Source organism: Streptomyces sp. A18 (assembly GCF_059026065.1).
Window position 1 is genome coordinate 389,888 of record NZ_JBWLKL010000005.1, and the last position, 15,093, is coordinate 404,980.

General features: G+C 72.2%; 11 protein-coding genes and 2 pseudogenes. 7 read left to right on the plus strand and 6 right to left on the minus strand.

Features of this window, described 5'->3' with window-relative positions; genetic code table 11:
* The first annotated feature begins 98 nt into the window (after positions 1-98).
* Complete coding sequence (locus AC5P1C_RS11815; RefSeq protein ID WP_493865695.1) at positions 99-1,403, plus strand: ROK family transcriptional regulator; 1,305 nt, start codon at positions 99-101, stop codon at positions 1,401-1,403.
* On the opposite strand, the gene AC5P1C_RS11820 is transcribed toward AC5P1C_RS11815, so the two are convergent.
* A complete protein-coding gene (locus tag AC5P1C_RS11820; RefSeq protein WP_493865696.1) occupies positions 1,400-2,320 on the minus strand; it encodes a helix-turn-helix domain-containing protein in 921 nt (306 codons plus the stop codon). The genes AC5P1C_RS11815 and AC5P1C_RS11820 overlap by 4 nt on opposite strands.
* A gap of 138 nt (positions 2,321-2,458) precedes the next feature.
* Between AC5P1C_RS11820 and AC5P1C_RS11825 the strand changes: the two are divergent.
* The 3 genes and pseudogenes from AC5P1C_RS11825 to AC5P1C_RS11835 all read left to right on the plus strand — a co-directional run bounded on the left by AC5P1C_RS11825 (position 2,459) and on the right by AC5P1C_RS11835 (position 5,762).
* Positions 2,459-3,489 (plus strand): annotated as a pseudogene (locus AC5P1C_RS11825) (MBL fold metallo-hydrolase).
* Entirely contained in the window at positions 3,486-5,009 is a 1,524-nt protein-coding gene (locus AC5P1C_RS11830; RefSeq protein ID WP_493865697.1) for a carboxylesterase/lipase family protein, read from the plus strand. Before AC5P1C_RS11825 ends, AC5P1C_RS11830 begins: the two are co-directional and overlap by 4 nt.
* A gap of 63 nt (positions 5,010-5,072) precedes the next feature.
* Positions 5,073-5,762, plus strand: a complete 690-nt coding sequence (locus tag AC5P1C_RS11835; RefSeq protein ID WP_493865698.1) for a YoaK family protein — start codon at positions 5,073-5,075, stop codon at positions 5,760-5,762.
* A 14-nt stretch (positions 5,763-5,776) separates the two neighbouring features.
* Here AC5P1C_RS11835 and AC5P1C_RS11840 read toward each other — a convergent pair whose 3' ends face one another.
* The 3 genes from AC5P1C_RS11840 to AC5P1C_RS11850 all read right to left on the minus strand — a co-directional run bounded on the left by AC5P1C_RS11840 (position 5,777) and on the right by AC5P1C_RS11850 (position 8,937).
* Entirely contained in the window at positions 5,777-6,238 is a 462-nt protein-coding gene (locus tag AC5P1C_RS11840; protein ID WP_493865699.1) for an SRPBCC domain-containing protein, read from the minus strand.
* Between the two features lie 46 nt (positions 6,239-6,284).
* Entirely contained in the window at positions 6,285-7,601 is a 1,317-nt protein-coding gene (locus AC5P1C_RS11845; protein WP_493865700.1) for an MFS transporter, read from the minus strand.
* A gap of 775 nt (positions 7,602-8,376) precedes the next feature.
* Positions 8,377-8,937 carry an NAD(P)H-dependent oxidoreductase gene (locus AC5P1C_RS11850; RefSeq protein WP_493865701.1) on the minus strand — a complete coding sequence of 187 codons (561 nt, stop codon included), beginning with the start codon at positions 8,935-8,937 and terminating at the stop codon, positions 8,377-8,379.
* Positions 8,938-9,071: 134 nt separating this feature from the next.
* Here AC5P1C_RS11850 and AC5P1C_RS11855 point away from each other — a divergent pair, with 134 nt between their 5' ends.
* A complete protein-coding gene (locus AC5P1C_RS11855) occupies positions 9,072-9,728 on the plus strand; it encodes a TetR/AcrR family transcriptional regulator (RefSeq protein ID WP_493865702.1) in 657 nt (218 codons plus the stop codon).
* Between the two features lie 184 nt (positions 9,729-9,912).
* On the opposite strand, the gene AC5P1C_RS11860 is transcribed toward AC5P1C_RS11855, so the two are convergent.
* Both AC5P1C_RS11860 and AC5P1C_RS11865 read right to left on the minus strand, forming a co-directional pair.
* On the minus strand, positions 9,913-10,470 hold the full coding sequence (locus tag AC5P1C_RS11860; RefSeq protein WP_493865703.1) for a DinB family protein: 558 nt from the start codon (positions 10,468-10,470) through the stop codon (positions 9,913-9,915).
* A 61-nt stretch (positions 10,471-10,531) separates the two neighbouring features.
* On the minus strand, positions 10,532-12,301 hold the full coding sequence (locus AC5P1C_RS11865) for an ABC transporter ATP-binding protein (protein WP_493865719.1): 1,770 nt from the start codon (positions 12,299-12,301) through the stop codon (positions 10,532-10,534).
* A gap of 215 nt (positions 12,302-12,516) precedes the next feature.
* Here AC5P1C_RS11865 and AC5P1C_RS11870 point away from each other — a divergent pair, with 215 nt between their 5' ends.
* Both AC5P1C_RS11870 and AC5P1C_RS11875 read left to right on the plus strand, forming a co-directional pair.
* Entirely contained in the window at positions 12,517-14,526 is a 2,010-nt protein-coding gene (locus AC5P1C_RS11870; RefSeq protein ID WP_493865704.1) for an ATP-binding protein, read from the plus strand.
* Positions 14,527-14,755: 229 nt separating this feature from the next.
* Positions 14,756-15,093: pseudogene (locus tag AC5P1C_RS11875) on the plus strand (hypothetical protein); the annotation flags it as partial.

Below are 15,093 nucleotides of genomic sequence, written 5' to 3' on the forward strand. Positions count from 1 at the left end.
ATGACTTAATTTAGGACGTGAGTTAAACCGGCGGGGAAGATACCGTCAAGGGGTCACACCGAACCAACTTCGAGGCAGAGCACGCCGGAAGGAACCACATGGCTGGGCAGCGCAACGGGCGTACGGTGCACGACCTGCGGCGGGAGAACCGCGCTGCCGTACTGCAACGGCTGTACTTCGAGGGACCCATGAGCCGCTTCACGCTCGGGCCCGCCACCGGGCTGAGTTCAGGTTCCATCAGCAATGTCGTGGCCGAACTGGTGGCGGAGGGATGGGTGGAGGAGGCGGGCAGCGTGGAGTCGGACGGCGGGCGCCCGCGTACGCTCCTCAGGGTCGCGCCGGGCCGTGGTCAGCTGATCGGCGTGGACGTCGGCGAGACCCGCGTACGCGTCGAGCTCTTCGACCTGTCGCTGTCCGAACTCGCGCGCGCCGAGCGGGCGTTGACCCTGAAGGATCAGGATGCCGAAGGCATCGCGGAGCACATCCGCGACGGGATCGGAGAGGTGCTCGGCGCGGCGGGCGGCACGGACGAGGGGCTCCTCGGCGTCGGGATCGGCGTACCCGGAATCGTCGCGCGCGACGGCGAGCTCGGCGCCGTCGTGCACGGACAGACCATCGGCTGGAACGCGGTCCCGCTGGAGTCACTGCTGCGGGACACCGGGCGGGGGGTGACCCAACTCCCCGACTCCGTCCCGTACTTCATCGACAACGGCGCCAAGACGCTCGGCCAGGCGGAGATGTGGTTCGGCGCCGGGCGCGGGACGCGCAACGCGGTGGTGGTCCTGTTCGGATCGGGTGTCGGCGCCTGCGTCGTCTCCGAGGACGTGGAGCAGGGGCGCGCCGTCGAGTGGGGCCACCTCACCGTTCGGGTGCGGGGCAGACGGTGCCGGTGCGGTGCCCTTGGCTGCCTGGAGGCGTACGCGGGTGCGGAGGCGCTACTCGAACGGTGGCAGGAGGCGGGCGGGCGCCCGCCCAGAGGCATCGACGAGGAGAGCGCGCTGACGGCCATGCTCGACGCCGCCTACCCGGAGAGCGGCGGCGCGGCCGACCCGACAGCCCTGCTGGTCCTGGAGGAGACCGCCGAGTACCTGGGCGCGGGCCTCTCCGACCTGATCAACCTCTTCCAGCCGGAGCGGATCCTCGTCGGCGGCTGGGCCGGACTCCAGCTCGGGCAGCGCTTCCTCACCGCGGTGAAGCGCCACATCCCCACCTACGCCCTGTCCTACCCCTCGGGGCGCGTCACCATCGACCTGGGCCGCCTGGGTCCTGACGCGGTGACGGTGGGCGCCGCGACGCTCCCGCTGGCCGACTTCTTCGCGCGCGGCGGGCGGCGGGCCGCACCGGAGCGCGAGGCCGAACTGCCGGGCTGGCAGGCGGCGTTGGAGGGCCGCTCGCCGTCCTAGCGCCGGTCCGCGTCAAGGCGGGCGTGGCCTGCGTCCCGCTCGGCGCCGGAGGGCGGGCGGCCGTCGGCGGTGGCCGCCCGCCCGAGGAGGGTCACCGCTTCCCTGGACGGTGAATCGGGCTCGGTGACGGCGAGCACCAGGTGCTGGTCCGGTGCCTGGGGGAGGTTGAGGCTCTGCTGGGTCACGGTGAGGGTGCCGACGAGGGGGTGGCGCATCTCGTAGCTCGCGAAGTCGCAGGGGTGCACCCGGTGGCCGCTCCACATGGCGGCGAACTCGGCGCTCTTGACGGTGAGTTCACCGATGAGCGAGGCCAGCCGGGTGTCGTCGGGGTGGCGTCCCGCGACCATCCGCAGATTCTCGACGACGGCCTTGGCCTTCGCCGTCCAGTCGGCGTACAACGCACGCGTGTGCGGGTCGAGGAAGAGCATCCTGGCGAGGTTGGGGCGCTCGGCCGCCCGCTGAGGGCTGTCGGGGCTCACATGCGCCGCGAACAGGGCGTGGCCGAGCTGGTTCCATGCGAGCACGTCGGTGCGGCGCCCGGTGATCAGTGCCGGAACGCCCTCCAGGGTGCTCAGCAGATGCAGCGTGGCGGCCCCCGCGTGCTCGGGCCTCGGCCGGCGGGCCGGAGTCCGCCTTCTGCCCGCGTCGGCGAGGTCGTGCAGATGGCGGCGTTCCGACGCGTCGAGGCAGAGGGCGCGGGCGACGGCGTCCAGGATCTCCGGGGACGCCCCGACCGACTGGCCCTGCTCGAGCCGCGTGTAGTACGAGGCGCTGACGCCGGCGAGCAGGGCGAGCTCTTCCCTGCGCAGTCCTGCCACGCGCCGCCGGTCGCCGTAGTCCTTCAGACCGACGTCCGCGGGCCGCAGCTGGGAACGTCGCGCGTACAGGAAGTCGCCGAGTCGGCCTCGCTCACTCATGTCCTCCAGTCTGCATCCGCACGTGCGCCGCAGCCTGACCCTGTCCGGGGTAGGCAGCAGCGGGTCTGGCCGACCCCGGCGGACGCGGCGACGGTGGTGGTCGAGAGAGAACCAGCCCCGGCCCCATGGAGCACCCCGATGGATCAGATGGAACAGACGGAACAGATCGAACTCGGCGGCGTCACCGTCACCCGCGTCAAGGAGTACTACGGCCCCATCGACATGACCCCCGGGCAGTTCCTGCCCACCGCCCCGGAGGAGTCCTGGCGCGACAACTCCGCCTGGCACCCGCCCCACTTCCTCGACCCGCGTACGAACACCGTCAACTCCGCCGTGCAGAGCTGGCTGTTGCGCAGCGAGGGGAAGACCGTCCTCGTCGACACCGGGGTCGGCAACCACAAGGAGCGGCCCTACTCGCCGGTGTGGAGCCACTTGCGCACCGACTTCATCGCCGACCTGGCGCGTGCGGGCGTCGCCCCCGAGGACGTCGACATCGTGATCAACACGCATCTGCACGTCGACCACGTCGGCTGGAACACCCGCCTGGACGGCAGGGAGTGGGTCCCCACCTTCCCGAACGCCACCTATCTGCTGCAAAGGACGACTACGACTTCTGGAACCCCGAGAACGGCCACAAGCCCCGGCTCGGCCGCGGCAACCAGAACGTCTTCGAGGACAGCGTCGCCCCCGTGCACCGGGCGGGACAGGTGCGCCTCTGGCAAGGAGACCACCGCATCGACGCCAACCTGCGCCTGGAGGCGGCCCCCGGCCACACCCCCGGATCCAGCGTGCTCACCCTCGCCGCCGGGACCGACCGAGCGGTCTTCGTCGGCGACCTGCTGCACAGTCCCGTCCAGCTCGTCGACCCGGACCACAACAGCTGCTTCTGCGAGGACCCCGTCGGCGCCCGCGCCTCGCGGCGGCGGATCCTGGGCTGGGCGGCCGACCACAACGCGCTCGTCGTTCCCGCCCACCTGGGCGGCCACGGCGCCGCCGAGGTCGAGCGCTCGGGCAGCGCGTTCGCCATCAAGGGGTGGGCTCCCTTCACGCCGTACGCGCGCGCGGAGACGGACACGGAGGACGCGGGACGTGAGCGCCATGAAGGGCCCGAAGACCACAAGGGCCACGAGGGCCACAAGGGCCACAAGGGAACGGTGGTCGGCGCATGACCGGGATCCGCACCGACACCCGCACCGTGACCACCGCGCAGGGCGTGGTCGCCGGCGCCCGTCATCAGGGAGTCGTGGTCTTCCGCGGCGTCCCCTACGCCGCGCCCCCGGCCCGCACCGGACGCTTCGCCGCGCCCGCACCGCACGCCCCGTGGGATGGCGTCCGGGACACGACCGCGGCGGGGCCGACCGCGCCACAGGCCGAGCGGAACCTGGGTGGCATCGACATGTCGCCCTACTTCGGCCCCGGTTGGGTGCCCGGAGATGACTACCTCACCCTCGACATCTGGGCCCCCGACCGCCAGGACCTGGACCAGGCCGCCCTGCCCGTCATGGCCTTCGTGCACGGCGGAGGCTTCGTGGCGGGTTCGACCAGGGCACCCCTGTACGACGGCACAGCCTTCGCGCGCGACGGCGTCGTCCTGGTGACCGTCGGCTACCGGCTCGGCATCGCCGGATTCCTCGACCTGCCCGGAGCGCCGCGCAACCGTGGTCTGCTCGACGTCCTCGCCGCCCTGCGCTGGGTACGGGAGAACATCGCGGCGTTCGGAGGAGACCCCGACCGGGTCACGCTCTTCGGCCAGTCCGCGGGCGCCACCCTCACCGGTGCCGTCGTCGCCGCGCCGGAGAGCAGGGGCCTCGTCCAGCGCGCCATCGTGCAGAGCGGCAGCGGCCTTGGCGCCTTCTCCCCCGAGCAGGCCGCCCGCGTGACGGAGGCGGCAGCGGCCTCCCTCGGCATCGAGCCACGGGCCGACGCCTTCGAAGCCGTCCCCGACGCACACCTGGTCGAGGCCTCGTCCCGACTCGGCGGACTCGACCTACGGACCAGCACCGCCTACGACCCGCTGATCGGCCTCAGTCCCTTCGGTGTGGTCGCGGACCGTCAGCCCGCCGACGCCGTCGCCGCGGGGCTCGGCAGCACCGACACCGACCTCCTGATCGGCACCAACACCGAGGAAGGCAATCTCTACCTCGTCCCCTCCGGCGCCTACGCGGCCTCGACCATGGCCGACGTCCGCGCCGCCGCCGAAGGCTCGCACCCCGCACCGGACTTGCTGGTCGCCGTGTACCGCGCGGCGCACCCCAGGGCTGCCCCAGGGCAGTTGCGCTCCGCCGTCATGGGCGACGCACTGTTCGGCGCGGGAAGCTGGGCGCTTGCCGATGCCCACGCCGGCCGCTCATCCGGCGCCACCTACAGCTATCTGTTCGACTGGCGCTCCGGTGCCGTCGGCGGACTGCTCGGCGCCACCCACACGATGGAGCTCCCCTTCGTCTTCGACCTCGACCCGGCCCAGCTGGGCGGCCCCGGGGGCTTGTTGGGCCCCAGCGCACCTCCGCCCGACCTGGCACCCCGCATGCACGCCGCCTGGATCCGCTTCGCCCGCACCGGTGACCCCGGCTGGGCCCCGTACGACACCCGGCGGCGGGCCACGTCGGTCATCGGTCACCGCTGGACGGTTCGTGAGGACCCCGGTGGCGACGTACGACGGGCGTGGGCGGATCGGCCGCTGCCGTCCTGAGTGGTGCCCGAGTGATGCCCTTTCGGGTGACGTGAACCGCTGCGGGCATGCCGAAGAGACGGTATGAACTCACCGCTCGACCGGGCCGCCGCCCGCCTCTTCCCCGATGCCGAGGGTCACCACGGCGTACTGCCTCCGCTGCTCGTCGTGTTGACGTTCGTCACCGGCCTCGTCGACGCCGTCAGCTACCTCGGGCTCGACCGCGTCTTCGTCGCCAACATGACCGGCAACGTGGTCTTCCTGGGCTTCGCGCTCGCGGGCGACGTCCAACTGTCCGCGACGGCCTCGCTCCTGGCTGGCTGCGCGTTCGTGGCCGGGGCGTGGGCGGGCGGGCGGATCGCGCCGCGGGTCGCGGGGCCGCTGCGGCTGTTCGCTCTCCTCGTCGCGGCGCACGCCGCGCTGGTGGCGGCGGCCCTGGTGCTCGACCTGACCGCCCATGTCAAGCACGTCCTGATCGTGCTGCTCGCGCTCGGCATGGGGCTGCAGAACGCCGTGGTCGGCAAGCTCGCCGTACCCGATCTGACGACCACCGTCCTCACGCGCACCCTGACCGGCCTGGCCTCCGACCGGCTCGGTCCCGCGTCCGTACGCAGATTCGTGTCCGTCGGCGCGATGTTCACCGGCGCGCTCGCGGGCGGCCTGCTGCAACTGCGCCACGGCACGGCCGCCGCGCTCGCGCCCGCGATCGCCCTGCTCGCCGTCGTCGCTCTGACGGCGCTCCTTCGGGACGCTGCCGAGCCGCGTACGGGCTGAGCTCCCGCCCACCGCTAGGGCGCTCCCTCCACGAGACGGGCAAGGTTGTCCAATGCCATGCGCGTGCCCGTCTCGTTGTCGGCGGCGGGCACGCTGTCGGGGATCCCTTCGTGCACGACGAGGACGTCGGTGCCTCCGTCCGCGTCGGTGAGCGTCGTCGTGATCGTCATCGTGCCGCGCAAGGCGGGGTCGGGGGTCTCGAACTCGAGGACTTCGACCACCTGCTCGTCCGGTACGAGCCGCGCGAAGTGGCCGTGGTACGTGTCGGTGTGCGCGGCCGACTTGCCCGTCCCGGTCGGCGCGTCGTAGGTGAGCGAGACGCGGAACCGCCCGCCTTCGCGGGCTTCGAAGGTGTGCACGTGACTGCTCATGTCGTCCGGCACGCGCCAGCGCGCGATCGCGTCCGCGTCCAGAAGCGCCTGATAGACGGCCTTGCGCGGGGCGTTCACGTGCCCGGACACCTGGGTCGAGTACATGCCGATCCAATCTAGGCGTCCATCGGCGTCCGCCTCCCCCGAACCGTCACCGGAAGGCGGTGTCGTCCTCGGCCGGAAGCTGCTCGCCCAGGCGCGACAGCGGGGACAGGGCCATGAACAGCGGGGACAGTGCCAGGCAGACGGCGGTAAGCAGCAGACTCGTGCGCAGCCCCCACGCACCGGCCAGAAACCCGCCGAGCAGCGAGCCGAGCGGTGTCAGGCCCATGCCGACGAAGTTGATGGTCGCGACGACGCGGCCCTGCATCCGGACGGGCGTGATCGCCTGCCGTACGGCCATCATCGTGACGTTGACCAACTGGCTGAAGACCCCGAAGAAGAAGTTGATCGCCATCAGCGCGGTGACGGTGACGGCGTTGGAGCCGTGCAGAGCGGGTACGCAGAGCATCACCCCGTCGGCGAGCACCGCCGAGCCCACGAGGACCCTGCCGTAGCCGAGCCTCCCCGGCAGCCTCGCCGAGAGCAGGGAACCCACCACCGCGCCCGGCCCCATGGCCGCGAATACCAGACCGACCGCCATGCCCGACAGGTGCAGTTCACGCGGCAGGAAGAGCAGATAGACGGTCGTCACGGCCGCGAACGAGAACTGGAAGAGGGCGGTGGCAATCCCCACGGCCCGCAACGACGTATTGCCGACGACGAGGCGGAGACCTTCCAGTATCTGCCGCCGTACGCGCGGGAGCCGCTCGTCCGCCTGCGCCCCCTCCACAGGCCCGGACCGCACGGGCAGCGGCTCGGGGCGGCGGATGCGCCGGATCGACAGGAACGACAGCGCGAAGAAGAACGCGCCGACCACAGTGGCGATCGGCGCGGTGAACAGCGACACCATCGCGCCACCGAGCGCGGGCCCCCCGATCTGCGCCGCGGATCTGCTGCCTTCGAGCGCACTGTTGCCCGGCAGCAGCTGTTCGCGGTCCAACAGCCGTACCAGCGAGGCCTGGTAGGCGACATCGAAGAACACACTGAGGGCACCGACGAGGAAGGCGACCACCAACAGCGCGGGAATCCCGAGCACTCCCAGTACGTACGCGAGCGGGATCGCGGCCAGTGCCAGCGCGCGCCCGAGGTCCGCGGCGACCATCACGTCGCGGGAGCGCCTGCGGTCGACCCACGCGCCGGCGAAGAGCGAGAAGAGCAGGATCGGCGCCTGCTCCACCGCGCGCAACGCGCCCAGTTGACCGGCGCCGACGTCGAGTGCCACCACGGCGATGAGCGGCAGGGTCACCAGACTTGCCTGCGCTCCGAGCTGCGAGGCGGTCTGCCCCAGCCAGAGTCTGCGGAAGTCGGCATCCCGCCACAGGCTCGACGGAGGGCGCGCGGGCACGGCACGAGAAGCGGACGGCACAGGGGACCCCTGGAGGCAGAGAAGGGTTCGCCGTGCCGCGACTCAAGGGCAGCACGCGATTGACAGGTCGATGACCTACGACGTCAACGCGCGCTTCAGCGACCGGGCATCCCAACTCCTCGCGGGCCGTGTGATGTTGACAGGCTAGCCTCCGGCGAGGCCGCCACGGAAGTACCCCCTCTCCGCCACGTACCATCGGGCGGATGACCCGCCGCACTCCGCCGCACCCCTTGGACGTGGAGCGACTCTTCGCGGAGGTGGTCCGCTTCAAGAAGGAGGCGGTGCGGCTCCACCCGCGCGCGGGAGAATCCGACGTGCCGCGAGAGTTCGGTCGGCGGGCCCCTGCTCCGGCCCACGCAGGAACCGTGGCCGACGTGCGCGGAGCACGGAGGGGCACCGATGGTGGCCGCCGCGCAGATCTACCGGGCCGATGTCCCGTACGTCGTCGCCTTCCCGCAAGGGCGCGACGTGCTCCAAGTGGTGTGGTGCCCGCGCGACCACAGAGGCGGCCCGTGGGTCGTGCCGCGGATCCACTGGCGGGACGCGAGCGCGGTGGGGCAGGTGCTCGACGCCGCACCGGTGCCTGCCGTGCGGCGCGAGAAGTACGTGCCGCGCCCCTGTGTCGTACATCCGGAACAGGTGACGAACACGCGGGGATGGCGTTCGGCGATCTGGGCGGGGTCTACCTCTTCGAGTGCCGCACCTGCCCTGACCGGCCGAACACCCATCGCATCGACTGCGCCCAGCCCGGCACCGGCGCGGTCCCGCGGAAGCGTCAGGCAGCGGCGGAGGCGGCCTGCTCGGTGAGGCGGGCGACGACCGCGGTGAGGGCCGTGGCCACCTCCGTGTCGTCGGCCGGGTGGGTCTCGGCGAAGCGCGTCAGGGAGGCGGGGATGGACAGCTTGGCGTCCTCGATGACCGCGCCACCGGCGATGCCCGCGGCCTTGCGGGCCTCGTCCTGCGCCCACACGCCGCCGTACTGGCCGAAGGCGGTGCCGACGACGGCGACCGGCTTGCCGGAGATCGCGCCCGCGCCGTACGGGCGGGACAGCCAGTCGATCGCGTTCTTCAGGACGGCCGGCATCGTGCCGTTGTACTCGGGCGAGAAGAGCAGGAAGGCGTCGGCACTGCCGGCCACCTCGCGCAGGCGGGCCGCGGCGGCCGGAACGCTGCCCTCGACGTCGATGTCCTCGTTGTAGAAGGGCACCTCCGCAAGACCCTCGAACAGCTCGACGTCCACACCCGTGGGCGCGTGCTTGACGGCGGCCTCCGCGAGCTGACGGTTGTGGGAGCCGGTGCGGAGGCTGCCGACGAGGGCGACGATGCGTACAGACATGACGGAACTCCTGAAATGGATACGGGTGGAACTCACCTGCGGGAACGAAATCAAACGGACCGAGGTCCGTTTATAGTTGTACCACTTATCCGGACTACGGTCCACTTATCTCTTCGGGGCGCTACGCTGGATCCATGACCGGACCCGCTACCCCGCCCACCCCCGCGCCCGACTCCCCGGGCGGGGCCACCGAACTCACCCTCACCCCGGCCGCGGATACACCCCCCTCGCTCAGGGCCGACGCGGCACGCAACCGCACGCGTCTACTGGAGGCCGCCTCGCGGCTGATGGCAGGGTGCGGCGCCGCGCAGCTGACCATGGACGCGGTGGCCGCGGCGGCCGGAGTCGGCAAAGGCACCGTCTTCCGGCGCTTCGGCGACCGCACCGGGCTCCTGGTCGCCCTGCTCGACCACAGCGAGCAGCAGCTCCAGGCCGCCTTCCTCTCGGGACCGGCCCCGCTGGGCCCCGGCGCCCCGCCCCTGGAGCGCCTGCACGCGTTCGGGCCCGCCCTGATCCGCCACGAGCGCGACCACCACGAGCTGATCCTGTCCTCCCGGACCGACCCCCTGCGCACCTACGCGGTCCCGGCGAACCGACTGCGCGTCACGCACGTCACGATGCTGCTGCGCCAGGCAGGTGTGGCGGGCGACGCCGAACTCCTCGCACACGCGCTGCTGGGCTCCATCGACAGCGTCCTGGTCCACCACCTGACAGCCGAGCGCGGCATCCCGCTCGACCGCGTGGAGGCCGGCTGGCACGACCTCGTCACCCGCCTGGTGCCAGCGGCCTAGGCGTATTGACCTGGAGCGTTGTTGACGCGGCTGATGGGTGGCCGGCCGCCGCGCGACGGGTCACCCCCCTCCCCTCTGCCCCTGGCGCAGGGTTCCGTTCTTGACCGCGGTGACCAGGGCAAAGGTGGGGAGCTGTGTCCATCCGGGGACCGGGGGCGCGGCAGCGGTCTGCGCCCACCCGCCGCTATACGCCGATCGCGCCGTCTATCCGCTCGCGGAGGAGATCGGCGTGGCCGTTGTGCCGGGCGTACTCCTCGACCATGTGGATGAGCACCCAGCGCAGCGACACCGTCCCGCGCCAGCCGTCGTGGCCCTCGATGTCGAGGTCGGGCGCCTCGGCCACGAAGCGGTCGGCGAAGGCCACTTCGACGCGCCAGGCCTCCCACGCGGCGGCGATCACGGCCGGTTCGGGCACGGCGCCGTCGAAGTCCTCGTCGGGGTGTGCGTCCGAGCCGAAGAGCAGCGGCGCGTCCTGGCCGGCGAGCACGCGCCGGAACCAGCGGCGCTCCACGTCGGCGAGGTGCCGGACGAGGCCGAGGAGCGAGAGCGTGGAGGGCTCCACGGATCGCAGGGCCAACTCGGCCTCCAGACCGGCGCACTTCAGCTCGAGCGTGGTGCGCTGGGCCGCGAGGAAGTCGGCGAGCATGAGCCGCTCGTCGCCGGTGGTCCGTGCGCCGAGCCTGCCGTCCCGCTCTTCGTCGACGAAGAGTTCCGCTCGTCTGCGTCCGTGTGCACTGGTCATGGCCGTCATCCAACCCCGAGTGTCAGCCGCGGGGCCAGGCATATGTCGACGAGCGGGTCGATCATGCGGACGCCGCCAGGAACTGCGTCGCCGCGAGCTCCCCGTACAGGGGGTCGGCGACCACCAACTCCTCGTGGGTGCCGGACGCGCGGACCCGCCCCGCGTCCATCACCACGATCCGGTCGGCCAGCGTCACCGTCGACAGGCGGTGGGCCACCACGAGGACCGTCACTTCCCGGGAGACTTCGGCGACGACATCACGCAGGGCCATTTCGTTCACCGCGTCGAGCTGCGATGTCGCCTCGTCGAGGAGCAGGAGGCGCGGCTTGCGCAGCAGCGCCCTGGCGATCGCGACGCGTTGGCGTTCGCCGCCGGACAGCTGGGAGCCGCGGTGTCCGACCAGCGTCTCCAGGCCGTCCGGCAGCCGTTCGACGAGGGTGTCGAGGCGGGCGCGTACCAGAACGTCCTGGATCTCGTCGCCGGTCGCACCGGGCGCCCCGAAGACGAGGTTCTCGCGCAGGGTGCCGGCGAGGACGGGCGAGTCCTGCTCCACGTACCCGATGACGGAGCGGAGTTCGGCGAGCGGCCACTCGTGCACGTCGCGGCCGTCGACGAGGACGCGGCCACCCGTCGCGTCGTAGAACCGCTCCAAGAGGCCGAAGACGGTGGTCTTGCCCGCGCCCGAGGGGCCGACGAAGGCGGTCATGCCGGGACCCGGGACGTCGAAGCTCACGCCGTGATGGACGTACGGAAGGTTGTCCCGGTAGCGGAAGGTCACGTCCTCGAAGGCGACGGCCGCCGGGCCGCGCTCCCCCGGCCGGTCCACGGGCTCGGGCTCGGTGACGTCCTCCGTCTCCAGGCGTTCGGCCCGTACGATCCGCGCGATGGCCGCCGAGCCGACCTGGTACTGCGTGACGCCCTCGACGAGCCGGGACACGGGGTCGATCAGGTAGAAGAGGAAGAGCAGGAACGCCACGAGCGTCGAGACCGGGATCGCGCCGGAGGCGACGCGCGCGCCACCGATGCCCAGGACGGCGAGGAATGAGACCTGCACGGCGAGGCCCACCGAACTCCACGCCACGGCCTGCCACTTGGCGGATCGCACCCCGTGCCGCCAGGCCTCCTGCGCGGCGGCCCGCACGACGGCCGTCTCGCGCTCCTCGGCGCCCGAGGCCTTGAGCGTGCGGAACGCGCCGAATGCCCGCTCGAGCGCGGTCGAGATGGTGCCGACCGCTTCCTGGGCCCGCTCCGTCGCGCGCGCGATCTTCGGCATCACCAGGGCCACCGCGCCGCCGATGAGCACGATCACGCCGAGGGTGACGCCGAGCAGGACGGCATCCATGAGCCCCATCATGACGATCGTCGCGATGAAGCTGAGCCCACCCGCGACGGCGGACACGACGGACTGTGTCGTGACCGCGCGCAGCAGCGTCGTGTCCGAGGTGATCCGGGACATCAGGTCGCCTGGCTGGGTGCGCTCCACCTCCGGCAGACGCAGCCGCAGCAGCCGCCCGATCAGGGTGCGCCGGGCCGCGAGCACCACGGATTCGGCGGTGCGTTCAAGGACGTACGCGCCGACGGACTCGATGGCGGTGCCGAGCACCACGAGCGCGGTGAGCAGCAGGATGATCCCGGCGATCGAGTCCTCGCTGCCGAGCCGGTCCACCAGGGCCTTCGCGGCGAGCGGCTGGGCGAGACCGGTCGCCGCGCCGATCAGCGTGCACAGGGCGCCGAACGCGACGACCCAGCGGTGCGGGCGGAAGTAGCGGTACAGCGCTCGCCAGGTCTCGGCGGCGGACAGTCGCTCTCCCTTGGACGCCGCCGCCGCCAGCGTCGGCGTCGGCGTCTCGGGGGCCGGCTGCTCCGGCTCGGTCTTGGTCACGTCAGGCAGGACGCCGACGACGGGTGATCTGCCTGACAGGCCGCCTCGCCCTTCGCCCCGTAACCCAGATCGGGACACGGAGTTAGAGGATCTGTCGAATGCGTAGCAGTGACGATTCTGCACGACGGCGGAAGGTTCGGGGCGACTACCCGAGCGTGAAGGGGATGACAGGGCCGGTGCGTGTGCGCGGGGGTGGCCTGATGGGTCGGGCGGAGGAGTTGTCGAGACTCCGCCGCCTGCTGGCCCAGAGCAGGCTGGTGACGGTGGCGGGCGGTGCGGGCGTCGGCAAGAGCACCCTCGCGGCGCATGCCGCCGCGGCGGTGGGCAGCCAGCTGACGAACGGCGTGGTGATCGTGCGCTGGTGGGACGACGTCTCGACGCGGGGCCGGTCGGTGGCGCGGGCGGTGGTCGATGCCATGGACGGGGAGGCGGACGGCGAGCCCGGCGAGGACGAGCGGGGCACGCCCGCGGCCGGAGACGAGCAGGGCGCCCGCGAACAGGGCGGCTTCGGGGAGCGGGAGCTGATCTCGCGGCTTCAGGCGCGGCCGGTGCTCGTTGTCCTCGACGACTTCGATCCCGTACGCGACGAGTGCGTGCGGCTGGTGCAGACGCTGCTGCAGCGCGCGCCGGGCGTACGCGTCCTCGCCACCGGGCGGCAACCGCTCGGCCTGGGCCAGGAGTTGGTGCTGCACCTCGGCCCGCTCCCGGTCGGCGCACCGGGAGCGGACGAGGAACCGGGGCCCGCGGTGCGGCTGTTCATCGAGCGGGCACGCGGCGTCCGGCGCGGGACGGACCCGCATCCGATCACCGGCGGCTCCGCCCCCTCACCGGCCGAGCGGCCCGACGCCGCCGAACTGCGCGCCGTCAGCGACATCTGCGCCCAGCTGGAAGGCGTACCGCTCGCCGTGGAGCTCGCCGCGGCGCAGACCGCCCTGCACCCGCCCGCTCAGCTCGCGCGGATGCTCCGGCCCGCCCAGGGATGGCTCGGCAGGCCCGAAGCGCCCTTGCGGCGGCACCGGTCCCTGCGCGCCGCGGTGGGCGCCAGCTATGCGCTGTGCGGGCAGGACGAGCGGAGCGTTTGGGCTCGGCTCAGTGTCTTCGCGGGCGAGTTCGACCAGGACGCCGCCGTCCACGTGTGCGCGGGCGGCGGCCTCGCACCGGCGCGGGTGGCGTCCTGCCTGGCCCGGCTCGTCCTGGCCTCGGTGCTCGAACCGGTGCGTGACCCCGGCGGCGTGCTGCAGCCCCGCTATCGGCTGCCGGCCGCCGCCCGCGGTTTCGGTGCCGAACGCCTCGAATCCGTGGGCGAGTCCGCCGCGGCGGCCACCCGCCACCTCACCTGGTACCGCACCGTCGCCTCGACGGCCCACCAGTTGTGGAGCACCGGACGGCACGAGCAGGCGACCCTGCTCCTGCGCGACGAGGAGCTCGACCTGCGGGCCGCGCTGGAGCGGGGCCCGCACACCGCCGAGCAGAGCACGACCGCCCTCGGCATGGTGGTGGACCTGTGGTTCTGGTGGGCGGTGTGCGGGCACGCCGCCGAGGGGCGCGGGCACCTGCGGCGGCTGCTGCCGCTCGGGCACACCGACACCCCCGGCTGCGGGCAGGCCCTCTGGCTGGCCGGCTGGCTCGCGGCCTGCACCGGCGCGCCGGAGGCCGAGGAGCTGCTCGGCCGGGCCTGGCGCGTGGCCGTCCTCGCGGGGGACGACGCGACGATCGGCAGGGTCGCCCACGTACAAGGCCTCATCGCGCTGCGCGACGGCGAGACGGAACGCGCCATCGAGCATCTGCGGGAAGCCGCCCACACCGTCCCCGCCCATGCGGGTCACGGCCCGCCCACCGAGGCCAGCTGGGCCGGGCTGGCAGTGGCCCAGGCGCGTGTCCGTCCGGCCGACGCGCTGCGCAGTGTCCGGCGCGCGTCCGCCGGCACGGAGATGCGTCACGACATATGGACGCGCTCCATGACGCAGTACGCGCACGCCATCGTCGAGTATCTGCGCGGCCGTCGCAGCCGCGCCTGGCGCCGTGCGCACAAGGCGCTCGCCGGGGTCGTCTCCGTGGCCGGGCCGCTCGGCGCCGGCTCGGTCCAGGAGCTGATCACCGCGATCGAACGCGGTCCGGCGCTCGGCGGCGTCGAGTGGATCCCTCCGTGCGGGTGGGATCCACCGGGGACTTGAGGCAGCGGCGACCGGCCACTGATGGACCATCACAGGTTCACTGATGGACCATCACTACTTACGCTCCGTCACCTTCCGGGCGGATAAGCGCCCCCGCTCTCGCGTGTCGTGACACATGGCGACTGCTCGCCGTGGGTCAAATCCGTGAAAAGACCCATATTCATATGATTCATTCATCTTCCTGCGGTCTACACATGTTTCGACCAGGAAACGAATGAACGGAGTGAGTATGCGCTCGGTCGGTCGAAGGCACGCGCTGGGGCTGGGACTTGCGGTGACAGCGGGCGTGGGTCTTGCCGGGTGCGGTGCGCAGGAGCGGGGAGCCAAGGGCTCGGCGTCCCCGTCGCCGTCCGGACGGGGGCAGGGGCACGGGCCGGACGGAACCAGCGGGCACGGCGCGCAGCAGAAGCAGGCCCCGGCGAAGCTGATCGGTGACGGTTCGACGGCGTACTCGGGGAAGCAGCCGTATCAGCCGGACTCACCTGTGGCGCTGCAGCCGGGTGAGACGCCCCCGCAGTTCGTGATCTTCTCCTGGGACGGTGCGGGCGAGGTCGGCAACGGTCTCTT